This window comes from Epilithonimonas sp. KH_059 (assembly GCF_057838485.1).
In genome coordinates, this window is record NZ_CM174468.1 from 2,005,536 (window position 1) to 2,024,346 (window position 18,811).

General features: G+C 41.6%; 18 protein-coding genes and 1 pseudogene. 18 read left to right on the top strand and 1 reads right to left on the bottom strand.

From position 1 onward, the window contains the following. The first annotated feature begins 91 nt into the window (after positions 1-91). The 11 genes and pseudogenes from AC3IRX_RS09465 (at position 92) to AC3IRX_RS09515 (ending at position 11,309) form a co-directional block, all read left to right on the top strand. A complete protein-coding gene (locus AC3IRX_RS09465) occupies positions 92-1,354 on the top strand; it encodes an NAD(P)/FAD-dependent oxidoreductase (protein WP_459084428.1) in 1,263 nt (420 codons plus the stop codon). After that, complete coding sequence (gene trmD / locus AC3IRX_RS09470) at positions 1,351-2,025, top strand: tRNA (guanosine(37)-N1)-methyltransferase TrmD (protein ID WP_459084429.1); 675 nt, start codon at positions 1,351-1,353, stop codon at positions 2,023-2,025. Before AC3IRX_RS09465 ends, trmD begins: the two co-directional genes overlap by 4 nt. A gap of 43 nt (positions 2,026-2,068) precedes the next feature. Beyond that, positions 2,069-3,037 (top strand): endonuclease/exonuclease/phosphatase family protein, encoded by a 969-nt coding sequence (locus AC3IRX_RS09475; RefSeq protein WP_489209968.1) that lies wholly within the window; start codon positions 2,069-2,071, stop codon positions 3,035-3,037. A 13-nt stretch (positions 3,038-3,050) separates the two neighbouring features. Next, positions 3,051-3,521 carry an Lrp/AsnC family transcriptional regulator gene (locus AC3IRX_RS09480; protein WP_459084431.1) on the top strand — a complete coding sequence of 157 codons (471 nt, stop codon included), beginning with the start codon at positions 3,051-3,053 and terminating at the stop codon, positions 3,519-3,521. Between the two features lie 4 nt (positions 3,522-3,525). Further along, complete coding sequence (gene deoC, locus AC3IRX_RS09485; protein WP_489209970.1) at positions 3,526-4,269, top strand: deoxyribose-phosphate aldolase; 744 nt, start codon at positions 3,526-3,528, stop codon at positions 4,267-4,269. A gap of 121 nt (positions 4,270-4,390) precedes the next feature. Further along, positions 4,391-5,383: a porphobilinogen synthase gene (gene hemB / locus AC3IRX_RS09490; RefSeq protein WP_489209972.1), complete on the top strand. Its 993-nt coding sequence runs from the start codon at positions 4,391-4,393 to the stop codon at positions 5,381-5,383. Positions 5,384-5,619: 236 nt separating this feature from the next. Then, positions 5,620-6,345: pseudogene (lptB, locus tag AC3IRX_RS09495) on the top strand (LPS export ABC transporter ATP-binding protein); the annotation flags it as partial. Between the two features lie 459 nt (positions 6,346-6,804). Further along, a complete protein-coding gene (locus tag AC3IRX_RS09500) occupies positions 6,805-8,526 on the top strand; it encodes an ABC transporter ATP-binding protein (protein WP_489209974.1) in 1,722 nt (573 codons plus the stop codon). 79 nt (positions 8,527-8,605) lie between these two features. Continuing rightward, positions 8,606-9,175 (top strand): cob(I)yrinic acid a,c-diamide adenosyltransferase, encoded by a 570-nt coding sequence (locus tag AC3IRX_RS09505; RefSeq protein WP_489209976.1) that lies wholly within the window; start codon positions 8,606-8,608, stop codon positions 9,173-9,175. Positions 9,176-9,178: 3 nt separating this feature from the next. After that, on the top strand, positions 9,179-9,823 hold the full coding sequence (locus tag AC3IRX_RS09510) for a thiamine diphosphokinase (RefSeq protein WP_489209978.1): 645 nt from the start codon (positions 9,179-9,181) through the stop codon (positions 9,821-9,823). A gap of 94 nt (positions 9,824-9,917) precedes the next feature. Next, positions 9,918-11,309, top strand: a complete 1,392-nt coding sequence (locus AC3IRX_RS09515; RefSeq protein ID WP_489209980.1) for a type III PLP-dependent enzyme domain-containing protein — start codon at positions 9,918-9,920, stop codon at positions 11,307-11,309. 28 nt (positions 11,310-11,337) lie between these two features. On the opposite strand, the gene AC3IRX_RS09520 is transcribed toward AC3IRX_RS09515, so the two are convergent. After that, complete coding sequence (locus AC3IRX_RS09520; protein WP_489209982.1) at positions 11,338-12,000, bottom strand: HAD family hydrolase; 663 nt, start codon at positions 11,998-12,000, stop codon at positions 11,338-11,340. A 75-nt stretch (positions 12,001-12,075) separates the two neighbouring features. Between AC3IRX_RS09520 and speB the strand changes: the two genes are divergently transcribed. From speB to AC3IRX_RS09555, 7 genes are all read left to right on the top strand, one after another. Next, positions 12,076-12,927: an agmatinase gene (gene speB, locus AC3IRX_RS09525; protein WP_489209984.1), complete on the top strand. Its 852-nt coding sequence runs from the start codon at positions 12,076-12,078 to the stop codon at positions 12,925-12,927. A 210-nt stretch (positions 12,928-13,137) separates the two neighbouring features. Continuing rightward, a complete protein-coding gene (locus AC3IRX_RS09530) occupies positions 13,138-13,608 on the top strand; it encodes a BON domain-containing protein (RefSeq protein ID WP_489209986.1) in 471 nt (156 codons plus the stop codon). Between the two features lie 8 nt (positions 13,609-13,616). Continuing rightward, positions 13,617-14,036, top strand: a complete 420-nt coding sequence (locus AC3IRX_RS09535; RefSeq protein WP_459084442.1) for an SH3 domain-containing protein — start codon at positions 13,617-13,619, stop codon at positions 14,034-14,036. A gap of 128 nt (positions 14,037-14,164) precedes the next feature. Further along, a complete protein-coding gene (locus AC3IRX_RS09540) occupies positions 14,165-14,905 on the top strand; it encodes a transposase (RefSeq protein ID WP_489209989.1) in 741 nt (246 codons plus the stop codon). Between the two features lie 115 nt (positions 14,906-15,020). Then, entirely contained in the window at positions 15,021-16,271 is a 1,251-nt protein-coding gene (locus tag AC3IRX_RS09545; RefSeq protein ID WP_459084443.1) for a dicarboxylate/amino acid:cation symporter, read from the top strand. A 33-nt stretch (positions 16,272-16,304) separates the two neighbouring features. Next, positions 16,305-17,621 (top strand): branched-chain amino acid transport system II carrier protein, encoded by a 1,317-nt coding sequence (brnQ, locus tag AC3IRX_RS09550; RefSeq protein ID WP_489209991.1) that lies wholly within the window; start codon positions 16,305-16,307, stop codon positions 17,619-17,621. A 77-nt stretch (positions 17,622-17,698) separates the two neighbouring features. After that, a complete protein-coding gene (locus AC3IRX_RS09555; protein ID WP_489209993.1) occupies positions 17,699-18,802 on the top strand; it encodes an Mrp/NBP35 family ATP-binding protein in 1,104 nt (367 codons plus the stop codon). Positions 18,803-18,811 lie beyond the last annotated feature (9 nt).

Consider the following 18,811-nt stretch of genomic DNA (forward strand, 5'->3'; position numbering starts at 1 on the left):
AAGCTCACTTCTACTTTTTTTTGAATTCAAAGGGCCTACTTTCCAAAAGAGATTTAAGGCCTATTCGATTATAATTGAGTAAATTTGTAGTATGGAAACAAGAGAGAAGATTGTAGTCATAGGGGGTGGCTTTGCAGGATTACAGCTTGCAAAGACCCTCAACAATAAAAACAAGAAAGTGATTCTGATTGACAAGGTGAACCATCATATGTTTCAGCCGCTTTTTTATCAGGTCGCTTGTGGACGAATTGAACCCTCCAATATTTCCTTCCCGTTTCGTAAAATCTTCCAGCGGTCGCGCAATACGCAGTTTCGAATGACAAGCGTGCAGCAGATTGTGCCGGAGGAAAACCGAGTGATTACGGAGGATGCGGAGTTTCACTACGACAAACTCATCATTGCCACGGGATGCAAAACAAATTTCTTTGGAAATGAGAAAATGGAATCCCTGACCTTTGGGATGAAAAATACGCAAGAAGCGATCGCAATTCGGAATCATGTGCTGCTTACTTTTGAGAAGCTCATTATGGAGAGAAGTCGATCCGATGATGGCAATTGGAATCTCGTGATTGTGGGAAGTGGAGCGACGGGAGTTGAACTTGCCGGAGCCTTTGTCGAGATGAAAAGAGAGATTTTGCCTCGGGATTATCCCAATATGAATTTCGATTCTTTAAATGTAATTTTAGTTAGTGCGACCGAGAAGCCTCTAAGTGTGATGAGCGATCATGCGCAAGACAAATCTGAGGAATACTTGAAAAACCTAGGTGTAAAACTATTAAGCGGGGAAAAAGTAGTGGATTACGACGGAGACCGCGTCTATATGGAAAGTGGCCTCGAGATTCCAAGCAATAATGTGATCTGGGCGGCTGGCGTTGTAGGCAATGTCCTTGAAGGATTAGCCCCTGAGTCCATGGTACGCAATCGCTATGTGACCGACCGTTACAATCGAGTGAAAGGATATGATAATATATTTGCAATCGGGGACATTGCCTACATGGAAACTCCACTTTACCCTCAGGGGCATCCTCAGGTTGCCAATGTTGCTATAAATCAAGGGAAAAGACTTGGGAAAAATATTTTGAAAAAAGACGGAAGTTCTTGGGTGGAATACGAATACATTGACAGAGGGAGTATGGCCACGATCGGGAAGCACCGTGCGGTGGTTGACCTTCCCAAGTTTAAATTCTCAGGCTTTTTTGCTTGGTACTTATGGATGTTCCTGCATTTGATGCTTATTTTATCCGTTCGAAATAAAATTGCTATATTTTTCAATTGGATGTGGAGCTATATTAACAAAGACAGCTCTTTAAGACTCATTATAATCCCCAACAAAAACAATCGAACTGAACAATGAGAATTGATATTATAAGTGTACTTCCCGAACTCATGGAAAGCCCTTTCCAAACTTCAATCCTGAAACGCGCGGTTGAGAAAGGACTCGTCGAGGTGCATTTTCACCAATTGCGAGATTGGAGCGTAGGGAAGCATAGACAGGTGGATGATATGCCCTACGGGGGCGGAGCAGGTATGGTCATGATGGTAGAGCCTTTAGACAAATGCATAATGGAGCTTAAGTCGCAGCGAGAATACGATGAGGTCATCTATTTGACTCCCGATGGCAAGACGCTAAAGCAGTCCTTATCCAACCATCTATCGCTCAAAAAAAATCTTATTTTTCTTTGTGGACACTACAAAGGAGTCGATCAGAGGGTTAGAGATCTTCATATTACGATGGAAATTTCCATTGGAGATTATGTCTTAACCGGTGGAGAACTTGCAGCCTGTGTTTTAGCGGACAGTATTATTCGCTTGGTGCCTGGCGTTTTAAACGATGAGCAAAGTGCGCTTAGCGATAGTTTTCAAGACGATCTCTTGGCACCTCCCATTTATACCCGTCCGGAGGAGTACAAGGGATTGAAAGTTCCTTCCATTTTAGTGAGTGGACACAATGCGAAAATTGAACAGTGGCGCCATGATGAGGCCCTGCGAATCACGGCAGAGAAACGCCCGGATTTACTAGAATAATATGAAAATGAATCAACCTTTGGTTGTTTAAATACTGATTTTAATGAACGCCTCTAGCTCACTAGAAAATTTAGATAAAGCCTTTGTCATGTTTTACAATGTGGAGAATCTTTTTCCGCCGGATCCTGTGGCAAGGAATAAATTCGATCCCCGAATCTCTGGACTTCCAAATTGGAATAAAGAGCGCTTTGAGACGAAACTCAAAAAACTAGCGAGCGTTTTTGAATTGGTGCAAAGTGAATGTGGGCAAATGCCCTTGTTTGTGGGGCTAAGTGAGGTACAGGGCAAAGAGCCCTTAAAAGCTCTTTTGCAGTATGAGCCTTTTACGGATTCCTTTGATTATATACTCTACGAAAGCTTGGACGAACGGGGTGTCGATGTGGCACTTTTGTACGATCGATCTCAAGTGGAGGTTTTAGAATCGAGACCGATGGTTTATTTTTTTGAAATTCCGGATAAGGATCCTGAAAACTATGATACGACACGTGACATTCTTTATTGCAAGATCAAATACAAGGAGCAAATTGTAAATGTATACGTTCTGCATTTGCCTTCGAAAAGAGAGGATGAAATCAATGCACCAAAAAGAGAGTTTATTCTTACAGACCTTGCTAAAGCAATGGAAAGTCATCGCTTAGAGGGCGAGTCCGTGCTTGTGATGGGTGATTTTAATGAAGACCCAACGAGCCAAATGATCGATCATTTGCGCTTTGAGAAAGGGGGAGAAGAAGTGATGAAAAATCCCTTTCTCGAGCTTTATCAATCGGGAAATTATTCGACCTTTCACCAGAAGCAAGGCCTACTTTTTGATCAAATCTTGCTCTCCACCTCGTTTTTTGGAGCGTCTAGGCAAAAACTGAAATTTTCGAGAGCAAGTGTTTTTAACCATGCGAAAATCTCGAATTGGGATCGGAAGTTTTCGGGGAGGCCTTACCGCACGTATGCGGGACGTCGCTACCTCGGGGGCTACAGCGATCACTTTCCTGTCCTCGTAGAATTTAACGTATCCTAAAAAAATCGACACGATGAAAACCAATACAGACAAAGAATACGATTTAGATGCCACGGATAGGCGGATTATTGAGCAATTGACCAATTCGGAAAAGAGCTCTCTTGCGGTAATTGCAAAGCAAATTGGAATTTCCACGACCGCGGTGCACCAACGAATTAAAAAACTTGAGTTTGCGGGCATTATTGAATCTTCGGTGTCTCTAATTAATCCCAAAAAACTAGGGTATAAGGTCGTTTGCTACATCGGTGTGTATTTGGAAAAGCCAAGTCACTACCAAGATTGTGTTGCGGCTTTGCAGCACGTGGACGAGGTCGTGGAGGCGCATTATACGACAGGGAATTACACGATATTTCTGAAAGTATACTGCCGTGATAATGACCATTTAATGCGACTTTTAAATCAACTTCAAAAACTTAAAGGCGTAACGAGAACCGAAACTTTAATATCTTTGGAACAAAGTATTAACCGACAACTTAAAGTATAAAACCATGAATATAGCTACTTATTTAGATTCCACATACCTTAAAACGCCTGCGCAATCAGGACTAACCCATGAGCAAACCCAAGAGATTGTTCTTGCGCTTGCAAAAGAAGCCGTGCAGCATGAGCTGTTTGCTGTGATGATCCGTCCTGAGTTTGTAAAGGAGGTGAAAGAATACCTTGTTTCCAAGTCAAGTAAGGTGCAGGTAGGAACCGTGATAGGATTCCATGAAGGAGATTACTCCATCGAGGAGAAATTGAAAGAAGCAAAAAAGGCGATCGAGGACGGGGCAGACGAACTTGATTTCGTGATCAATTACAACGAATACAAAAATGGGAATGTGGATTTGGTGAGCCGTGAATTTATTGAAGGCTCCAAACTCGCGTTAGGCCATAGTAAAATAGTAAAGTGGATTATTGAAATAGCGGCCCTTACGTCCACTCAGATCGCGGAGCTCACGGCTTTGCTTTCTTCTTTAGCTCAGGCTCATTTTTCAGAATCGGAAAGAGCTCAGATTTTTGTAAAATCCTCAACCGGGTTTTTCATAACACCGAATGGGGAGCCCAACGGAGCCACCGTCGAGGGAATTAAGCTGATGAAAGAAAACGCTGGAGATTTGCCTATTAAGGCTGCAGGGGGCGTTCGAAGTTCCCAGGAGGCAAAAGAAATGATTGAACTTGGAGTCACTAGAATAGGAACCTCCTCCGCCTTAGCTCTTTTAGAAGGGAAGGAGGGAGAAGCGGGGTATTAAGCCGCTTATACCTGATTTAAATCTGTTTTCTACGACGCTCTCAAAAGGAAAGCTCTCGTATTTTATCCGTAAATTTGCCTTCGAAATGAGAGCGATTTAGCCCTCTTATTAATTTAATATCATGATAGTATATTCAAGAAATAGAAGACTTCGCACATCGGAGTCCCTTAGACAACTCGTGCAACAAACGGTATTAAGTGTAAACGATCTCGTTTTACCCATGTTTGTAATGGAAGGGAAAGACAAAATCGAACCCATCGATTCGATGCCAGGTGTTTTTAGACGAAGCCTCGATCTTACCGTAAAAGAATGCCAAGAGATTTACAAGATGGGAATCAAAGGGATTAACCTTTATATGAAAGTATCGGAGGATCTTAAAGACAATACCGGTAAGGAGTCTTGGAACGATAACGGTTTGATGCAAACTTCCATTAAAGCCATTAAAGATGCGGTTCCTGGTCTTGTGATTATGCCCGACGTAGCACTTGATCCGTATTCGATTTATGGACATGACGGAATTGTAAACCAAGGCAAAATTGATAACGATGCAACAAACGATGCGCTCGTGAAAATGTCCCTATCTCTTGCGAAAGCAGGAGCTGATGTCCTTGCGCCTAGCGATATGATGGACGCGAGAGTGGCCATGATTCGAGGAGCCCTTGAGGAAAATTCGTATCCTGATGTGGGAATTTTGAGTTATGCGGCAAAATACGCAAGTGCGTTTTACGGACCGTTTCGTAGTGCATTAGATAGTGCACCTAAAGAATCGGAGCTGGTTCCAAAGGACAAAAAGACCTACCAGATGGATTTTGCAAACTCTAGAGAAGCACTTGATGAAGTTTTGAAAGACGTGGACGAAGGGGCAGACATCATTATGATTAAGCCGGGGATGCCTTATTTGGATATTGTTTCCAAAGTACGAGAAAGCATTGATCTTCCCATAGCTGTGTACCACGTGAGTGGAGAATATGCAATGCTCAAAGCAGCCGCACAGAACGGCTGGATTGACAATGACAAAGCTTTACTAGAAAGTTTAACGTGCATCAAAAGAGCAGGTGCCGATATGATATTCACCTATGCAGCAAAAGAAGTAGCCACACTTTTACAAGCTTAAAGTTGCCATTGGTTAGAAAATAGGAAGTAAACATTTTTTAGTTTGCTTCTTTTTTTTTGTCTCAATTTTTTCTTTCTCCTTTGCAAAGTGGAAATTTGAAGGCAATCTCCCTCTTGACTTGTCGCTTTTAGCCTTAAGAAGAAGAGGACAACCACAGCTATGTGTCAGAAATTACGGGCAGCTGCCAGTTAAGGAAGATAGTGCGCACTATTCACAAAATAATTATATTTGTAGCTATGATTTTACGAGGGGAAAATTTAGTAAAGGAATACGGACCCAAAAGAGTGGTCAAAGGGGTATCGGTAGAGGTAGCTCAAGGAGAAATTGTAGGGCTTTTAGGACCGAACGGGGCTGGAAAAACGACCACTTTCTACATGACCGTGGGGCTTGTGAAACCGACAGCGGGAACGATTTTCTTAGATGACAAAAACATCACTTCGGATGCCATGTATAAACGGGCTCAAAAGGGAATTGGATATCTGGCTCAGGAGGCGTCTGTGTTTCGTAAACTTTCTGTCGAAGAAAATATTTTAGGGGTTTTGCAATTAACTAAACTTTCTAAAAAAGAGCAGCAGTATAAATGCGATGAACTGATTGAAGAGTTTTCCTTAGAGCATGTAAGAACCAACCGAGGGGATTTACTCTCCGGAGGTGAGCGACGACGTACAGAAATCGCAAGATGTCTTGCTACGAGTCCTAATTTTATTCTTTTAGACGAACCCTTTGCCGGGGTTGACCCCATTGCCGTAGAAGACATTCAAAAGATTGTGAGAAGTCTTACAGAGAAAAACATTGGGATCTTAATCACAGACCACAATGTGCAGCAGACTCTTGCCATTACGCATAAGACCTATATTATGTTTGAAGGAAGGATCCTTAAAGAGGGTCTTCCGTCGGACTTAGCGCACGACCCCCAAGTAAGAGAAGCCTATTTAGGGGAAAACTTCGTTTACCAAAGTATTGAAGACAAACCGAAGAAAAAAGCGATCGGATATCACATTTGGGCTGGAAATTTTGCAGATAGAGTAGAATTCCAAAATTTCGTGGATGCTCATTATAAAAACGAGGAAAACCTGAGACTCGTCCAAGGTTTTGAAGATATTTCTTTTGCTTCCTTAGCCAATAAGGACCTTGAACATATCTTTAAAAACGTAGTGGATCGTGAGGCAAACAACTCCTTTTTGTTTCAAAAAATCAACCTTCCTTCCTCTTCCTATTTAGAAAATGAAATTCAAAGAGCGAAAAATCTGTCCTCTGCCCAATTGCATTATTTGACTACTTATTCCTCTGAATTCTCGTAAGGCGGTGGGTTTTAGCACTGTTTTTGCTTTGGAAAGAAGGTGGTAAAACCTTTTCGAAAAACAATTACTGTATTAGGGATCTATAAACAGGTACAGCCCTTTATTCGGCCGTATCGTTTTATGATCATCGGTACACTCTTTCTGACCTTAATCGGAGCTCTAATGGCACAGGTGAATGCGCTTGTGCTCAAATACACTGTGGACCAAGTGGAAGCGCTTTTAAAGCTGCCAAACCCCATGGTGGAAGGGATTCATGTTTTGGTGGTCATTTCCGCAATCTTGTTAGGGAAGGAACTAGCCAATATCTTTATTAATTTCGGACAGAAATTCTACGGAGAAAAAATTAGAATTAATACGAGCTCGGTATTAGCACAAACCGTGATAGATAAGATTCTAACCTACCGCGTCGCCTTTTTCAACGATGAGGATCATCAATCTGGGAAACTACAAACACGAATCGATCGAGGAATTGAGAGCTTAACTCGATTGGTTCAAAATTTCTTTATTGACATTTTGCCTCTTTTCGCGAATGCGGCCATCGCTCTAGTGGTGATGTACATGCAAAATGTATATGTGGGACTTGTTTCGAGTGTCGTCGTACCAATCTACTTTTTTGTAAGCGCTAAGCAAGCCAAACGCCTAAGTGGGGTGCGAAGACAGCTTCGAAATCAAAGAGAGAAAAAGAACTCAGGACTTCTTAACCTCATTAATTCTATCATGGTGATTAAAAGCTTTGTTCAAGAAGGCTTTGAAGGCAAAAAGCAGTACGATTTGCAGATGCAATTAATGGAGAGTCAATTGTATACTCGAAAAACCAACTTTATATACGACGGACTTAAAACTTTTATTGAACAGTTTGGTTTGGTGATGGTCATCTTACTCACCGTGTATCTGGTTTTAAATCAACAAATGACCCTAGGGGCGATTATGCTTCACATTATGCTCTTTAGCAATGTCTCCGCTCCGATTCGTCAATTGCATCGAATTTACGACGATATGAACGATGCAGTTATCTATGCAGAAGGATATTTTGAGATTCTAAACGCCGACGATGAGACGGAATTTAGTGGTTCTCAAACGCCAGCGATTAAAGGAGAATTTGAGCTGAAAAACGTGGATTTCACCTATCCAAGTGGAGCGCAAGCGCTAAAAGACGTTTCCATGAAAATTCAAAGCGGGAAAACCACGGCTCTCGTGGGACTAAGTGGAGCTGGAAAATCGACCGTGATCAATTTATTATGTAAATTTTATTTGCCGACCTCGGGAGAGATTTGTCTAGATTCTGTCGGGCTTGATCAATACGACAATGCCCATTTGCGAAACGAAATTGGACTGGTGCTTCAGCGCAACCATATTTTTCAAGGCTCGATTGAGGACAATATACGGTATGGGGCTGTGGATGCCACATTAGAGGAGGTCCAGAATGCAGCAAAGAAAGCGTATTTGCATGACCAAATCATGGAGCTCCCTCAAGGGTATGCCCACGATGCGACGCAACTTTCCGGGGGACAACAACAGAGAATCGCTATTGCGCGACTTTTTTTGAAAGACCCACCGATTATCCTTTTGGATGAGCCAACCGCGAGCTTAGATGCCATTGCGACTCAGCAGATTAAAAACTCGCTCGATGCCATTAAAAAAGGACGTACGGTCGTGATTATATCTCATTCCTTGTCTCAGATTTTAGATTCAGATCAAATCTATGTGATGGAAAAAGGTCGCGTGGTGGAATCGGGTTCTCATCACGAACTACTAGAAAACCACGGCACCTACAAAAAGATCTTTGATGCTTCCGCACGAAGTCTTAATTTGGATAAATTAGTCGAATCCTATAAGGAATAACTTTGTTTTTGCTACATTTGAAGCTTGCCACTACCTAAAGGTTTTGGCACCAAACAGCTAGGATTAGAAGTTACTGCATATGAAAATTTACACAAAAACAGGTGACAAAGGCCAAACGGCTCTTTACGGAGGAACCCGAGTTTCGAAGTCGGATCCAAGGGTCGAAAGTTACGGCACCATCGACGAGTTAAACGCGTTTGTAGGTCTTGCCAAATCAGAAATCCAAAACGAGGAATTGCTTAGACAATTGTCTAAGATTCAGTTCGATTTATTTACTGTAGGTTCGGAATCGGCCACCCCGGTGGATAAATTGTTTTTGGCAAATGGAAAGTCAAGACTGCCTCTTGTGATCTCGGATAAAGAAATTGAAGAGTTAGAGCAGTGGATGGATAAGCTAGATGAAAATCTGAGGCCACTTGAATACTTTATTCTTCCCTCTGGCGACAAGGCAGCCTGTACACTCCATGTGGCACGAACCATTTGTCGTCGTGCAGAACGGAATTTGGTGGAACTAAGCCAAACAGAAGAAGTACGGCTTGAACTCATAAAATACTTAAACCGACTTTCCGATTATCTTTTTATCGCGGCCCGCTTTGTCGCGCATGAATCGGGACAAAGTGAGTCGTACTGGAATCCTAACAATCGCTAAGTCGTGGAGAAAAAAGCCCTTTTGTTTATCAATGGTGAGCCGCCACAGAGCATTCCTTCTTTAGAGGAGTATCATCTTGTAGCTTGTACAGACGGCGCCTATTTTTATTTGCCCGCTCTTAAGGTGGATCCTTCCGATCTTGATTTTATATCCGGGGATTTTGATTCTAGACCCATCGATTCGCAAACGGAATTTTTTGATAAACATATTTATACTCCAGACCAAGAACATACAGACTTTTATAAAGCCTTGGAAATCTTGGAAGGAAGAGACGTAGTAAAGGTTGATGTGTACGGAGGGAGTGGCGGAGAGATGGACCACTTTTTAGGAAATCTCTCGGTGGCCTATCAATTTAAAGAGAAGTTAGAGATTCGATTTTTTGATTCTTATTCTACGTACTACTTTATTCCACCTTTCTATGAAGTTGAAGTGGACAAAGGGCAACTTGTTTCTCTTTACCCCTTTCCAGAGGCGCATGGAATTCAGACCACTGGACTCCATTGGGAGCTAAAGAAAGAGTCACTTTCCATTTTATGGCGAATTGGAACTAGAAATTTCGCAGAAAAATCAAAAATATCGATTGAATATACCGCAGGGGATCTCCTGCTTTTCCTCGGCAATGAGTATGGGAATCAACCCAAAATCTAAATTTTGAGGGCACTTCGAATTTTAGACATTTATATCGCTTTTTTTTCGCAATTTTGCACAAGCAATTAACCCCAAATAGGCTTTTTAAAAAGACATGAAAATAAAGTATTCGGAACTAATCGATCAGACACTTTTCTTCCCTACGGAAGAGTTTAATGTTTCTGAAAATAACCTTTCCTTTCACGACATTCCTTTAATGGACGTGATTGAACAGTTTGGTACCCCTTTAAAGATTAGTTATTTGCCCAAGATCTCTTACAATATCCAAAGGGCGAAAGGTTGGTTCAAGGAAGCCTTCGAAAAACATGAGTATCGAAAGGGATATCGCTATTGTTACTGTACAAAAAGTAGCCATTTTAACTTTGTGTTAGAAGAGGCATTGAAGAATGATATTTCCATTGAAACGTCCTCCGCATACGACATGGATATCGTGAAGGCACTCTATGAAAATAAAAAAGCAGACAAATCCATTGAAGTAATCTGCAACGGTTTTAAAACGGACGATTATCTCCAAAAAATTTCGGAGATGATTAATAGTGGATTTGAGCACATTACACCCATTCTAGACAATTACCGTGAACTGGATAAACTAACGGAAAGTATTGATTCCACGTTTAATATTGGAATCCGAATTGCCTCGGAAGAGGAACCTAAGTTTGAATTTTATACCTCAAGACTCGGCATTGGGTACAAAGATATCATCCCGTATTATTCTCAGAAAATTGCAGAGCATCCTAATGCAAGGTTGAAAATGCTCCACTTTTTCATCAATACAGGAATAAAAGATACGGCCTACTATTGGAACGAGCTTTACAAATGTCTGCGAGTGTACGCAAGACTGAAAAAGATTGCTCCAGAAGTAGACTCCTTAAACATTGGAGGAGGATTCCCAATCAAAACTTCGTTGAATTTTGATTATGACTACCAATACATGGTGGAGGAAATCGTCTTTCAAATCAAGAAATTTTGCGAAGAAGAAGGCGTAGAGGAGCCGAACATTTATACGGAATTCGGAAGCTTTACCGTAGGGGAAAGCGGCGCGAATTTATACAAAATTATTTCGCAAAAAAGACAGAACGATAGAGAAAAGTGGAATATGATTGATTCCTCTTTTATGACGACGCTTCCCGACACTTGGGCTATTTCCCGACATTTCATTATGCTTCCTTTAAACCGATGGGACGATTCTTATGAGAGAGTGTTTTTAGGAGGGCTGACCTGCGATTCAGACGATTATTACAATTCTGAACAGCATACAAACGCGATTTATCTACCTGTTTTTAGTGACACCAAACCCCTTTATATCGGGTTTTTCCATACGGGAGCCTACCAAGAAACCATAGGCGGGTATGGAGGAGTGCACCACTGTCTAATGCCTCAACCAAGACACGTGCTGATTCAAAAAGACGAAAATGGAGAGTTTCAGTATGAGATTTTCCGCGAAAAACAAGAGCCACAAGATGTCTTAAAACTTCTAGGGTATTAAATAGAGAGCTGCATTTGCAGCTCTTTTTTTATGCAAAGAGTGTGGAGATTTTCTCCAAGCGCAATTCTTCAAAATCGCTAACCACGAGGTTGGCATGCGTATAGTCTTGCCCTTCACTGTGAGGGCTTTTGAAAGCCGCACAAAAGATTCCTGCTCGCTGACTTGCAAGGATTCCATTCGTGGAGTCTTCAATTACCATGCAATTGGATTTGTCTTCGCTGGCCATCTGAGCTGCCTTTTCGAAAATTTCAGGATGAGGTTTTGAAGCTTTTAAATCCGCACCGCTTATTTTTCCTTTGAAATAACGCTCTAAATTGAAGCGCTCAAATACCCAATTGATTGTGTTCATGTGAGCAGAGGAAGCCAAAATTAAGGTGAGGCCATTCTCATGATAATGCTGAATCAAGTTTTTGACTCCAGGAAGTAAATCGAAATGGGGATCGTGATCGAAAAGATTCTTAAAGTAGGCCCGCTTTATAGCTGCGATTTCATTCCACGAATGCTCTAAAGTGAAATTGGTAATTAGACTTTCACATACTTTCTGTGTGGAACATCCGGTAAAGGATGCATAGAGCTCGGGGCTCACCTCAATGTCTAACTCTTCAAAGGTTATGAAGTAGGCTTTGCGATGCAGAGGTTCTGTGTCTACAATCACACCGTCCATGTCAAAAAGAATTGCGTTTAATGGCATTTATTTTGGTTTGCTGCAAATTTACGATTTTGAAAATTCTTATCTTTGCCACGCTTATCAATTAACTTGAAACAAATGAATACATACGCAGGAATTCCAGAAGAAAATGCAGCGAAAGACACTTCTAAAGTGATGCTTTTAACCGTTCCATACGATGGAACTTCCACCTGGGGCAAAGGGGCAGATAAAGGCCCAGAACTTTTTCTCGATGCTTCTGAAAACATGGAGCTATACGATATAGAAACGGGAACCGAACCTTTCCTACATGGAGTCTGGATGGCAGGAGAAGTCACGGAGAATTCAACGCCAGAGAAGATGACGCAGGCTGTGTATGAAAAAACTAAAGAGCTTTTAATGGAGGACGAAAAACTCTTCACCTTATTTGGGGGAGAACACTCGGTGTCCATCGGTTCCATCAAAGCGGTAGGGGAGAAATTCGAGAATCTAACGGTTTTACAACTCGATGCCCACACCGATTTAAGACCCGAATTTCATGGCTCAGCCTGTAACCACGCTTGCGCAGTTTACCAAGCAAGCAAGGACCACAATTTGGTTCAAGTTGGGATTCGTTCGATGGATCAAGAAGAAATGGTCCATGTACCGAAAGGACAATGCTTTTGGGCGCATGAAATCCATGGCGATGAAAATTGGATCGAAAAGGTGTTAGAGAAAGTATCGGGGAATGTCTATATTACGATTGACCTAGATGCCTTTGACCCGTCCATTGCACCCTCCACAGGAACGCCAGAACCGGGGGGGCTCGAATGGTATCCTACATTAGAGCTTTTGAAGAGAGTGTTTGAAAAATGCAATGTAGTGGCTTTTGATATTGTAGAGCTTATGGAGAGTACGTACTCTAAACCTACAGCCTTTCTTGCCGCAAAGCTTTATTATAAAATGCTTGCTTATTACCATACTACGAAATAGGCAGATTTTAAAGAATCACAAAAGCCCTTAGAGCTCGTCTCTCTAGGGCTTTTTTTATGAAAATAATCTTGAAATAAGAGCTGTTCATGTCAAGATGAAATGGGTAAAGACAAAGTCGAAAGGCAAAGATTTAAGAAAAGTTTAATAGAAAAGTGTAATTCGGCACAGTATTTATTGTTTACTTTTGAGTAACATTAAATCAATAATACTATGAAAAAGACTTTTGCAATGGCCGCCCTTGCGCTTTGTGTATCGATGGCTTCCATTTCCTGTAAAAAGAAAGTAACTGATCAAGAACTTCAAACTCAAGCAACTACGGTGGTTTCAGCGAATCCAACTGCAACCGTTCAGGTCGATGAAGGCGTCGCCCACCTAGGGGGTTCTTTCGCTGACCAAGAATCTAAAGATGCAATGATTGCGTCGTTAAAGGCGATTCCTGGAATTAAGGAAGTAATGGATATGTCCGTTGTGGCAGCGCCGGTGGTTGTAAACTCCGTAGATCCTGTCGTTCTTCAGAAAGTACAAGATGCAACAAAAGATTTCCCTTCTGTCACGGTTGAGGTTGTAAACGGACAACTTACCCTTTCCGGACAAGTTTCTTCAGCGCAAGCAAGAAAGATTAAAGAATCGGTAGACGCTCTTAGTGTAGGCGCCTACAATAACAATTTAACTGTAAAATAGAGTAGAATATGAGCACATTACAAGACAAATATGCCACCGTCGTTTCGGCTGCTCAAACGGCAGGTGTTTCCAATTTGCAAGTTCAAGAACAAAATGGAATTTTATATATCAGCGGTACCGCAGGTAACACGGGAGTAAAAGACGAGGTATGGAACGCCCTTGGTGTAATCGATCCTTCTTATACGGCTTCGGATATCAATATTGATGTACAAGTCTCTGGACTGAGTGCAGGGGTTAACCTTACGGTTGCTACGGAAGAATCCAATCTTAATGTAAGACAGAAGCCGTCAACGGATGCTGCCGTGGTTGGAAAAGCGGCGAAAGGTGAACTTGTTACCTTGGTCGAGCAGAGCTCAGACGATTGGTGGAAAATTAGAACTTCCGCAGGAGTGGAAGGCTATGCCTACGCACGCTATTTAAAAGCTTAAATTTAATTTTAAATACTTTTCTTAGTAGCCGTCTCAATACTGAGGCGGCTATTTTTATGATTATTTCTGAGAATTGTTGTGTAATTAATTGATTTTTTTTGTATCTTTAAGTATTGATTATCAGCACTATGGATATAAAATTCAAAGATTACAACCAACAACAAAACTGGCTTTTTCCCCCTTCAATCGAAGAATTGATTCCAGAAAGTCACCCAGTTCGTATCGTCAATGGGGTTATTGAGCAACTTGATTTGAGATTGCTTATAAAAGAATACAGCAAAGAGGGCAAACCCAGCTTTCATCCCAAAATGATGCTCAAGGTGATGGTTTATGCTTATATGGATAATACCTATTCGAGCAGGAAGATTGAAAAGGCAATGCGGGAGAATATCAATTTCATGTGGTTATCGGGAATGCAGGTTGCAGATCACAATACCCTAGCCCGTTTTCGAAGCACTAAACTCAAGACTATTTTTAAGGACATTTTCAAACAAGTGGTTCTCTTGCTGGCAGAAGAAGGACTGGTTAGTTTAAAAGAAGTTTTCACCGATGGGACTAAAATAGAATCCCTTGCCGGGAGATATACTTTTGTTTGGGGTAATGCCATTAAAACTCGAAAAGAGAAAATGACTCAGCAACTTGAGCAGATGTGGAACTACGCTCAAAGCATTGCGCAGCAGGAGGACAAAGATCCCACGCCACCCGACTTTAAAGAAATCAACAAAGAAAAGATTGAAGAGACGGCGAAGAAAATCGAGGATATCATCAGTAAAAATCCTAAAGCCAGTGCGAAAGCAAAAACAAAACTACGATACATTAAAAAGAATTTTTCTCAGAATCTAGACAGATACTTTTCATTTTGCTATTAACGAAGTGGTCCTCAGGTTCTTGATGGATTATAAACGGTGTAAATTGTCCTTAAGTCTCATAGGGTGCTAGTTTGGTAAAAAAAACTATATTTGTAACTCTTTGAAAAATAAACCTATGAAAGGACAAAATAAACTCTTTTTCGCCATCATCATTGCCCTTATTTTGGGGATTGTGGCAGGCGCGATCGTGCATTTTCGTTATCCAGAAAACGCCGTCGGATTTTCTGACAACATTAAACTTTTAGGCACCATATTCATTCGTTTGGTCCAGATGATTATTGCCCCCTTAGTATTTACTACCCTTGTGGTAGGAATTGCGAAGATGAGTGATATGAAAATGATCGGACGCGTCGGGACCAAAGCGATGCTTTGGTTTTTAACAGCCTCATTGGTGTCCCTAGTCATTGGTCTTGTCTTTGTGAACTGGCTAGCTCCAGGTAATGTAATTGAACTTGATTTAACCGACACCTCATCTGCTGGAGAACTCCTTAGTACGACGAAAAGTTTCAGCATGGCAGATTTTGTGAACCATGTAGTCCCGAAAAGTTTGTTTGAAGCCTTTGCAACTAATGAGGTCCTTCAGATTGTAGTCTTCTCGGTTATGTTTGGGGTCGCTCTCGCCAACATGGGAGAAGCTTATACGAAACCTATTGTCAATGGACTTAATGTCATTGCGAATGCCGTATTAAAAATGGTAGGATACATTATGTGGGTAGCTCCTCTTGGTGTATTTGGTGCCATTGCCGCAATTGTAGCTACCAAAGGATTTGACATTTTCACGGTCTATGCCGTGTATTTGCGCGATTTCTTCTTCGCCTTACTCGTTCTTTGGCTGGTGCTATGCCTTGTGGGGTATATGATCCTTGGGAATCGACTCTTCGAATTACTTCGTCGCATCAAAGAACCGTTATTAATTGCCTTTTCGACCACAAGCTCGGAGGCCGTATTTCCAAAGTTAGTGGAAGAGTTAGAGCGTTTTGGGTGTAACAATCGAATTGTTTCGTTTACTTTGCCTTTGGGGTATTCCTTCAATTTGGACGGAAGTATGATGTACATGACATTCGCCTCTATATTTATTGCACAGATTTATGGAATTGACATGACAGTAGGCGAACAGATTGTCATGTTACTTGTGCTCATGCTTACTTCGAAAGGTATTGCAGGAGTTCCAAGAGCCAGTCTTGTGATCATTGTGGCCACGTGTTCCATGTTTGGAATTCCTCCGGAAGGAATTGCCCTAATTCTGCCGATTGACCATTTTTGTGACATGGGGAGAAGTATGACCAATGTCCTTGGAAATGCACTTTCTACGGCCGCCGTATCGAAGTGGGAAGGACAGCTTGATAACCATGGAGGAGACCTCTAAACAGCGATAAGACTTAAGAAACTAAGAAAGGAAATGAAGAAATATTTTGGCGCTTCCATTACCCTTGGGTTTGCGCTTTTTGCAATGTTTTTTGGGGCGGGAAATTTAATTCTCCCGCCTTTTATAGGACTTCAATCCGGTCAAGAATGGGCCATGGCGATTGCAGGATTTTTTACGACTGGAATTATTGCGCCTTTCTTAGGGGTGCTAACAGTCGTACTCTACGGAAATAGCTTTACGGACCTAGGGAGACGAATTCACCCTGTAGTGGTGAGTCTTCTTGGACTATTGATCATGTTGTGCATCGGACCTTTGGTTGCAATTCCCAGAACAGGTGCGACTACATTTGAGGTAGGGGTCCTCCCTATCGTGCCCGGTTTTAATAAGTATGTTTTTGCCGTTTTGTTTTTTGCAATCGTGTACTTTTTTTCTTCGTCCAAATCGAAAATTGTGGATATTATTGGAAACGTACTGACGCCACTGCTCATCCTCAGTTTAGGTCTGCTTGTCATCGTTGGGATGGTAAGTCCCTTTGCTCCAAGTGTTGAGACGCAGCTAAGTCAAACCAAATCCTTCGTATCTGCTTTTCATGAAGGGTATCAAACCTTAGATGTCCTTGCCTCCGTGATCTTCGCGGGAATTATTATTACCGCTGCAAAACAAAAAGGATTTGATTCTCCACTTGCAAAATTTCGTGTTACCCTAAGTGCAGGTCTTATTTCTATGGTAGCACTACTCTTTATTTATGGAGGACTGATTTTTTTAGGAGCCCATTCAGGTATTTCCCTTTCTGAGAATCTATCAAGAACGGAGCTTCTATTGCAGATCTCGACGGACCTATTGGGTTCCACTGGTACTTATGTGATTTCTGTAGCGGTCGCCTTCGCTTGTCTTACCACAGCGATAGCCCTTAGTTCAGCAATGGGAGGTTTTGCTGAAGATATCACCAAAGGAAAGATTCCCTATCGTATAGGAGTGCTAGCGACTTGTTTAGTGTCGGCCTTCTTTTCGGTGCAAGGAGTCGACGAAATTATTGAGTATGCCGTAGTTATTTTAGGTTTTGTTTATCCAATTACCTTTACGCTGATTCTAACTCTTTTGCTTTTTGGGAAATTTGTCTTTTCAAAACTCCCATATCTTGTCGCCATAGGAGTCTCCACAATTTTAGCTTTGCTTGCGGTGTTGCAGCACTTTGGACTGTTTTCTGAGTCCATCGAATCGTTTAGATCCTCACTCCCTTTGTTTGAACACAGTTTAGAATGGGTTATTCCTTCCTTTGCCGCTTTCTTAATTGCTTTGTTACTGCGTGGGAAAAATCAAAAATCGAGCACTGATGAGCGGCATGATTGATATCAGCCTCCCTTAATTTTACTGATTCTAAATTGTGGATTAAATTCCGTAATTTTGTGGTATTAGAAAGTGTAAATATGCCAACAAAAATACAAGTTCAAGACTTCCTCAAAGAGATCGAAGTTGATGATTTAGTGACCAATTTGCAAGTGATGGGAGACGATGTCTATATCGACATGAAAGCGCATTCTCCCGCAATGCATGAAAAGAAAAAATTAGAAGTCGCCATGAAGCAGGCCTTTGCTTCTCAATTTGGCGAAAACCTCTCATTAAATTTAAAGATTTCCTCACCTGAGCCCTCTGAGATTCAACAGAGCCAGATTAAGGGAAAAACCATTCCAGGTATTCAAAATATAATTGCCATAGCTTCTGGAAAAGGGGGAGTAGGGAAATCTACTGTGGCAGCCAATCTAGCCGTCACTTTAGCCAAGATGGGCTTCAAGGTCGGTTTACTAGATGCAGATATTTACGGTCCTTCCGTTCCCACTATGCTTGACACAGAAGGTCAGAAACCAATTTCTGTGGAAGTGAATGGGAAAAACTTGATGAAGCCTGTGGAAAATTATGGCGTGAAAATGCTTTCCATTGGTTATTTTTCGGGAGCGAACCAAGCTGTAGTTTGGAGAGGTCCTATGGCGTCAAAAGCGTTAAATCAAATGATTCGTGATGCCTATTGGGGAGAACTCGATTTCCTTTTGGTGGATCTTCCTCCAGGAACGGGAGATATTCACCTCTCCATCATTCAAGAAGTACCTGTCACAGGTGCTGTAATTGTAAGTACTCCTCAACATGTCGCACTTGCAGACGTAAGAAAGGGAATTGCTATGTTTACGATGGAAAGTATCAATATTCCAGTCCTTGGTTTGATTGAAAATATGTCTTACTTTACACCGGAAGAATTGCCAGACAATAAATACTATATCTTTGGAAATCAAGGAGCGCAGTATTTAGCGCAAGATTTAAACATTCCGATTTTAGGGGAAATACCTTTGATTCAAAGTATAAGAGAAGCCGGCGATGTCGGAAGACCTGCTGCGCTGCAAGAAGGCTCAAAAATAGAAGAGGTTTATATTAAAACTGCGCAAGCTATGATCGAGAGTCTAGTGGAGCGGAATACCAATTTACCTCCAACCGAAGCGGTGAAAATCACCACCATGGCGGGGTGTTCACCAAAGAAATAAAACAGACAC

Excerpts from the sequence above, each read along its gene's own strand:
- AC3IRX_RS09505 (WP_489209976.1), top strand. The coding sequence starts at position 8,606 with ATGAAAATTTACACAAAAACAGGTGACAAAGGCCAAACGGCTCTTTAC.
- trmD (WP_459084429.1), top strand. The coding sequence starts at position 1,351 with ATGAGAATTGATATTATAAGTGTACTTCCCGAACTCATGGAAAGCCCT.
- AC3IRX_RS09515 (WP_489209980.1), top strand. The coding sequence starts at position 9,918 with ATGAAAATAAAGTATTCGGAACTAATCGATCAGACACTTTTCTTCCCT.
- AC3IRX_RS09480 (WP_459084431.1), top strand. The coding sequence starts at position 3,051 with ATGAAAACCAATACAGACAAAGAATACGATTTAGATGCCACGGATAGG.
- hemB (WP_489209972.1), top strand. The coding sequence starts at position 4,391 with ATGATAGTATATTCAAGAAATAGAAGACTTCGCACATCGGAGTCCCTT.
- AC3IRX_RS09520 (WP_489209982.1), bottom strand. The coding sequence starts at position 12,000 with ATGCCATTAAACGCAATTCTTTTTGACATGGACGGTGTGATTGTAGAC.
- AC3IRX_RS09465 (WP_459084428.1), top strand. The coding sequence starts at position 92 with ATGGAAACAAGAGAGAAGATTGTAGTCATAGGGGGTGGCTTTGCAGGA.
- AC3IRX_RS09555 (WP_489209993.1), top strand. The coding sequence starts at position 17,699 with ATGCCAACAAAAATACAAGTTCAAGACTTCCTCAAAGAGATCGAAGTT.
- AC3IRX_RS09545 (WP_459084443.1), top strand. The coding sequence starts at position 15,021 with ATGAAAGGACAAAATAAACTCTTTTTCGCCATCATCATTGCCCTTATT.
- brnQ (WP_489209991.1), top strand. The coding sequence starts at position 16,305 with ATGAAGAAATATTTTGGCGCTTCCATTACCCTTGGGTTTGCGCTTTTT.
- AC3IRX_RS09475 (WP_489209968.1), top strand. The coding sequence starts at position 2,069 with ATGAACGCCTCTAGCTCACTAGAAAATTTAGATAAAGCCTTTGTCATG.
- AC3IRX_RS09540 (WP_489209989.1), top strand. The coding sequence starts at position 14,165 with ATGGATATAAAATTCAAAGATTACAACCAACAACAAAACTGGCTTTTT.
- AC3IRX_RS09500 (WP_489209974.1), top strand. The coding sequence starts at position 6,805 with ATGATCATCGGTACACTCTTTCTGACCTTAATCGGAGCTCTAATGGCA.
- speB (WP_489209984.1), top strand. The coding sequence starts at position 12,076 with ATGAATACATACGCAGGAATTCCAGAAGAAAATGCAGCGAAAGACACT.
- deoC (WP_489209970.1), top strand. The coding sequence starts at position 3,526 with ATGAATATAGCTACTTATTTAGATTCCACATACCTTAAAACGCCTGCG.
- AC3IRX_RS09530 (WP_489209986.1), top strand. The coding sequence starts at position 13,138 with ATGAAAAAGACTTTTGCAATGGCCGCCCTTGCGCTTTGTGTATCGATG.
- AC3IRX_RS09535 (WP_459084442.1), top strand. The coding sequence starts at position 13,617 with ATGAGCACATTACAAGACAAATATGCCACCGTCGTTTCGGCTGCTCAA.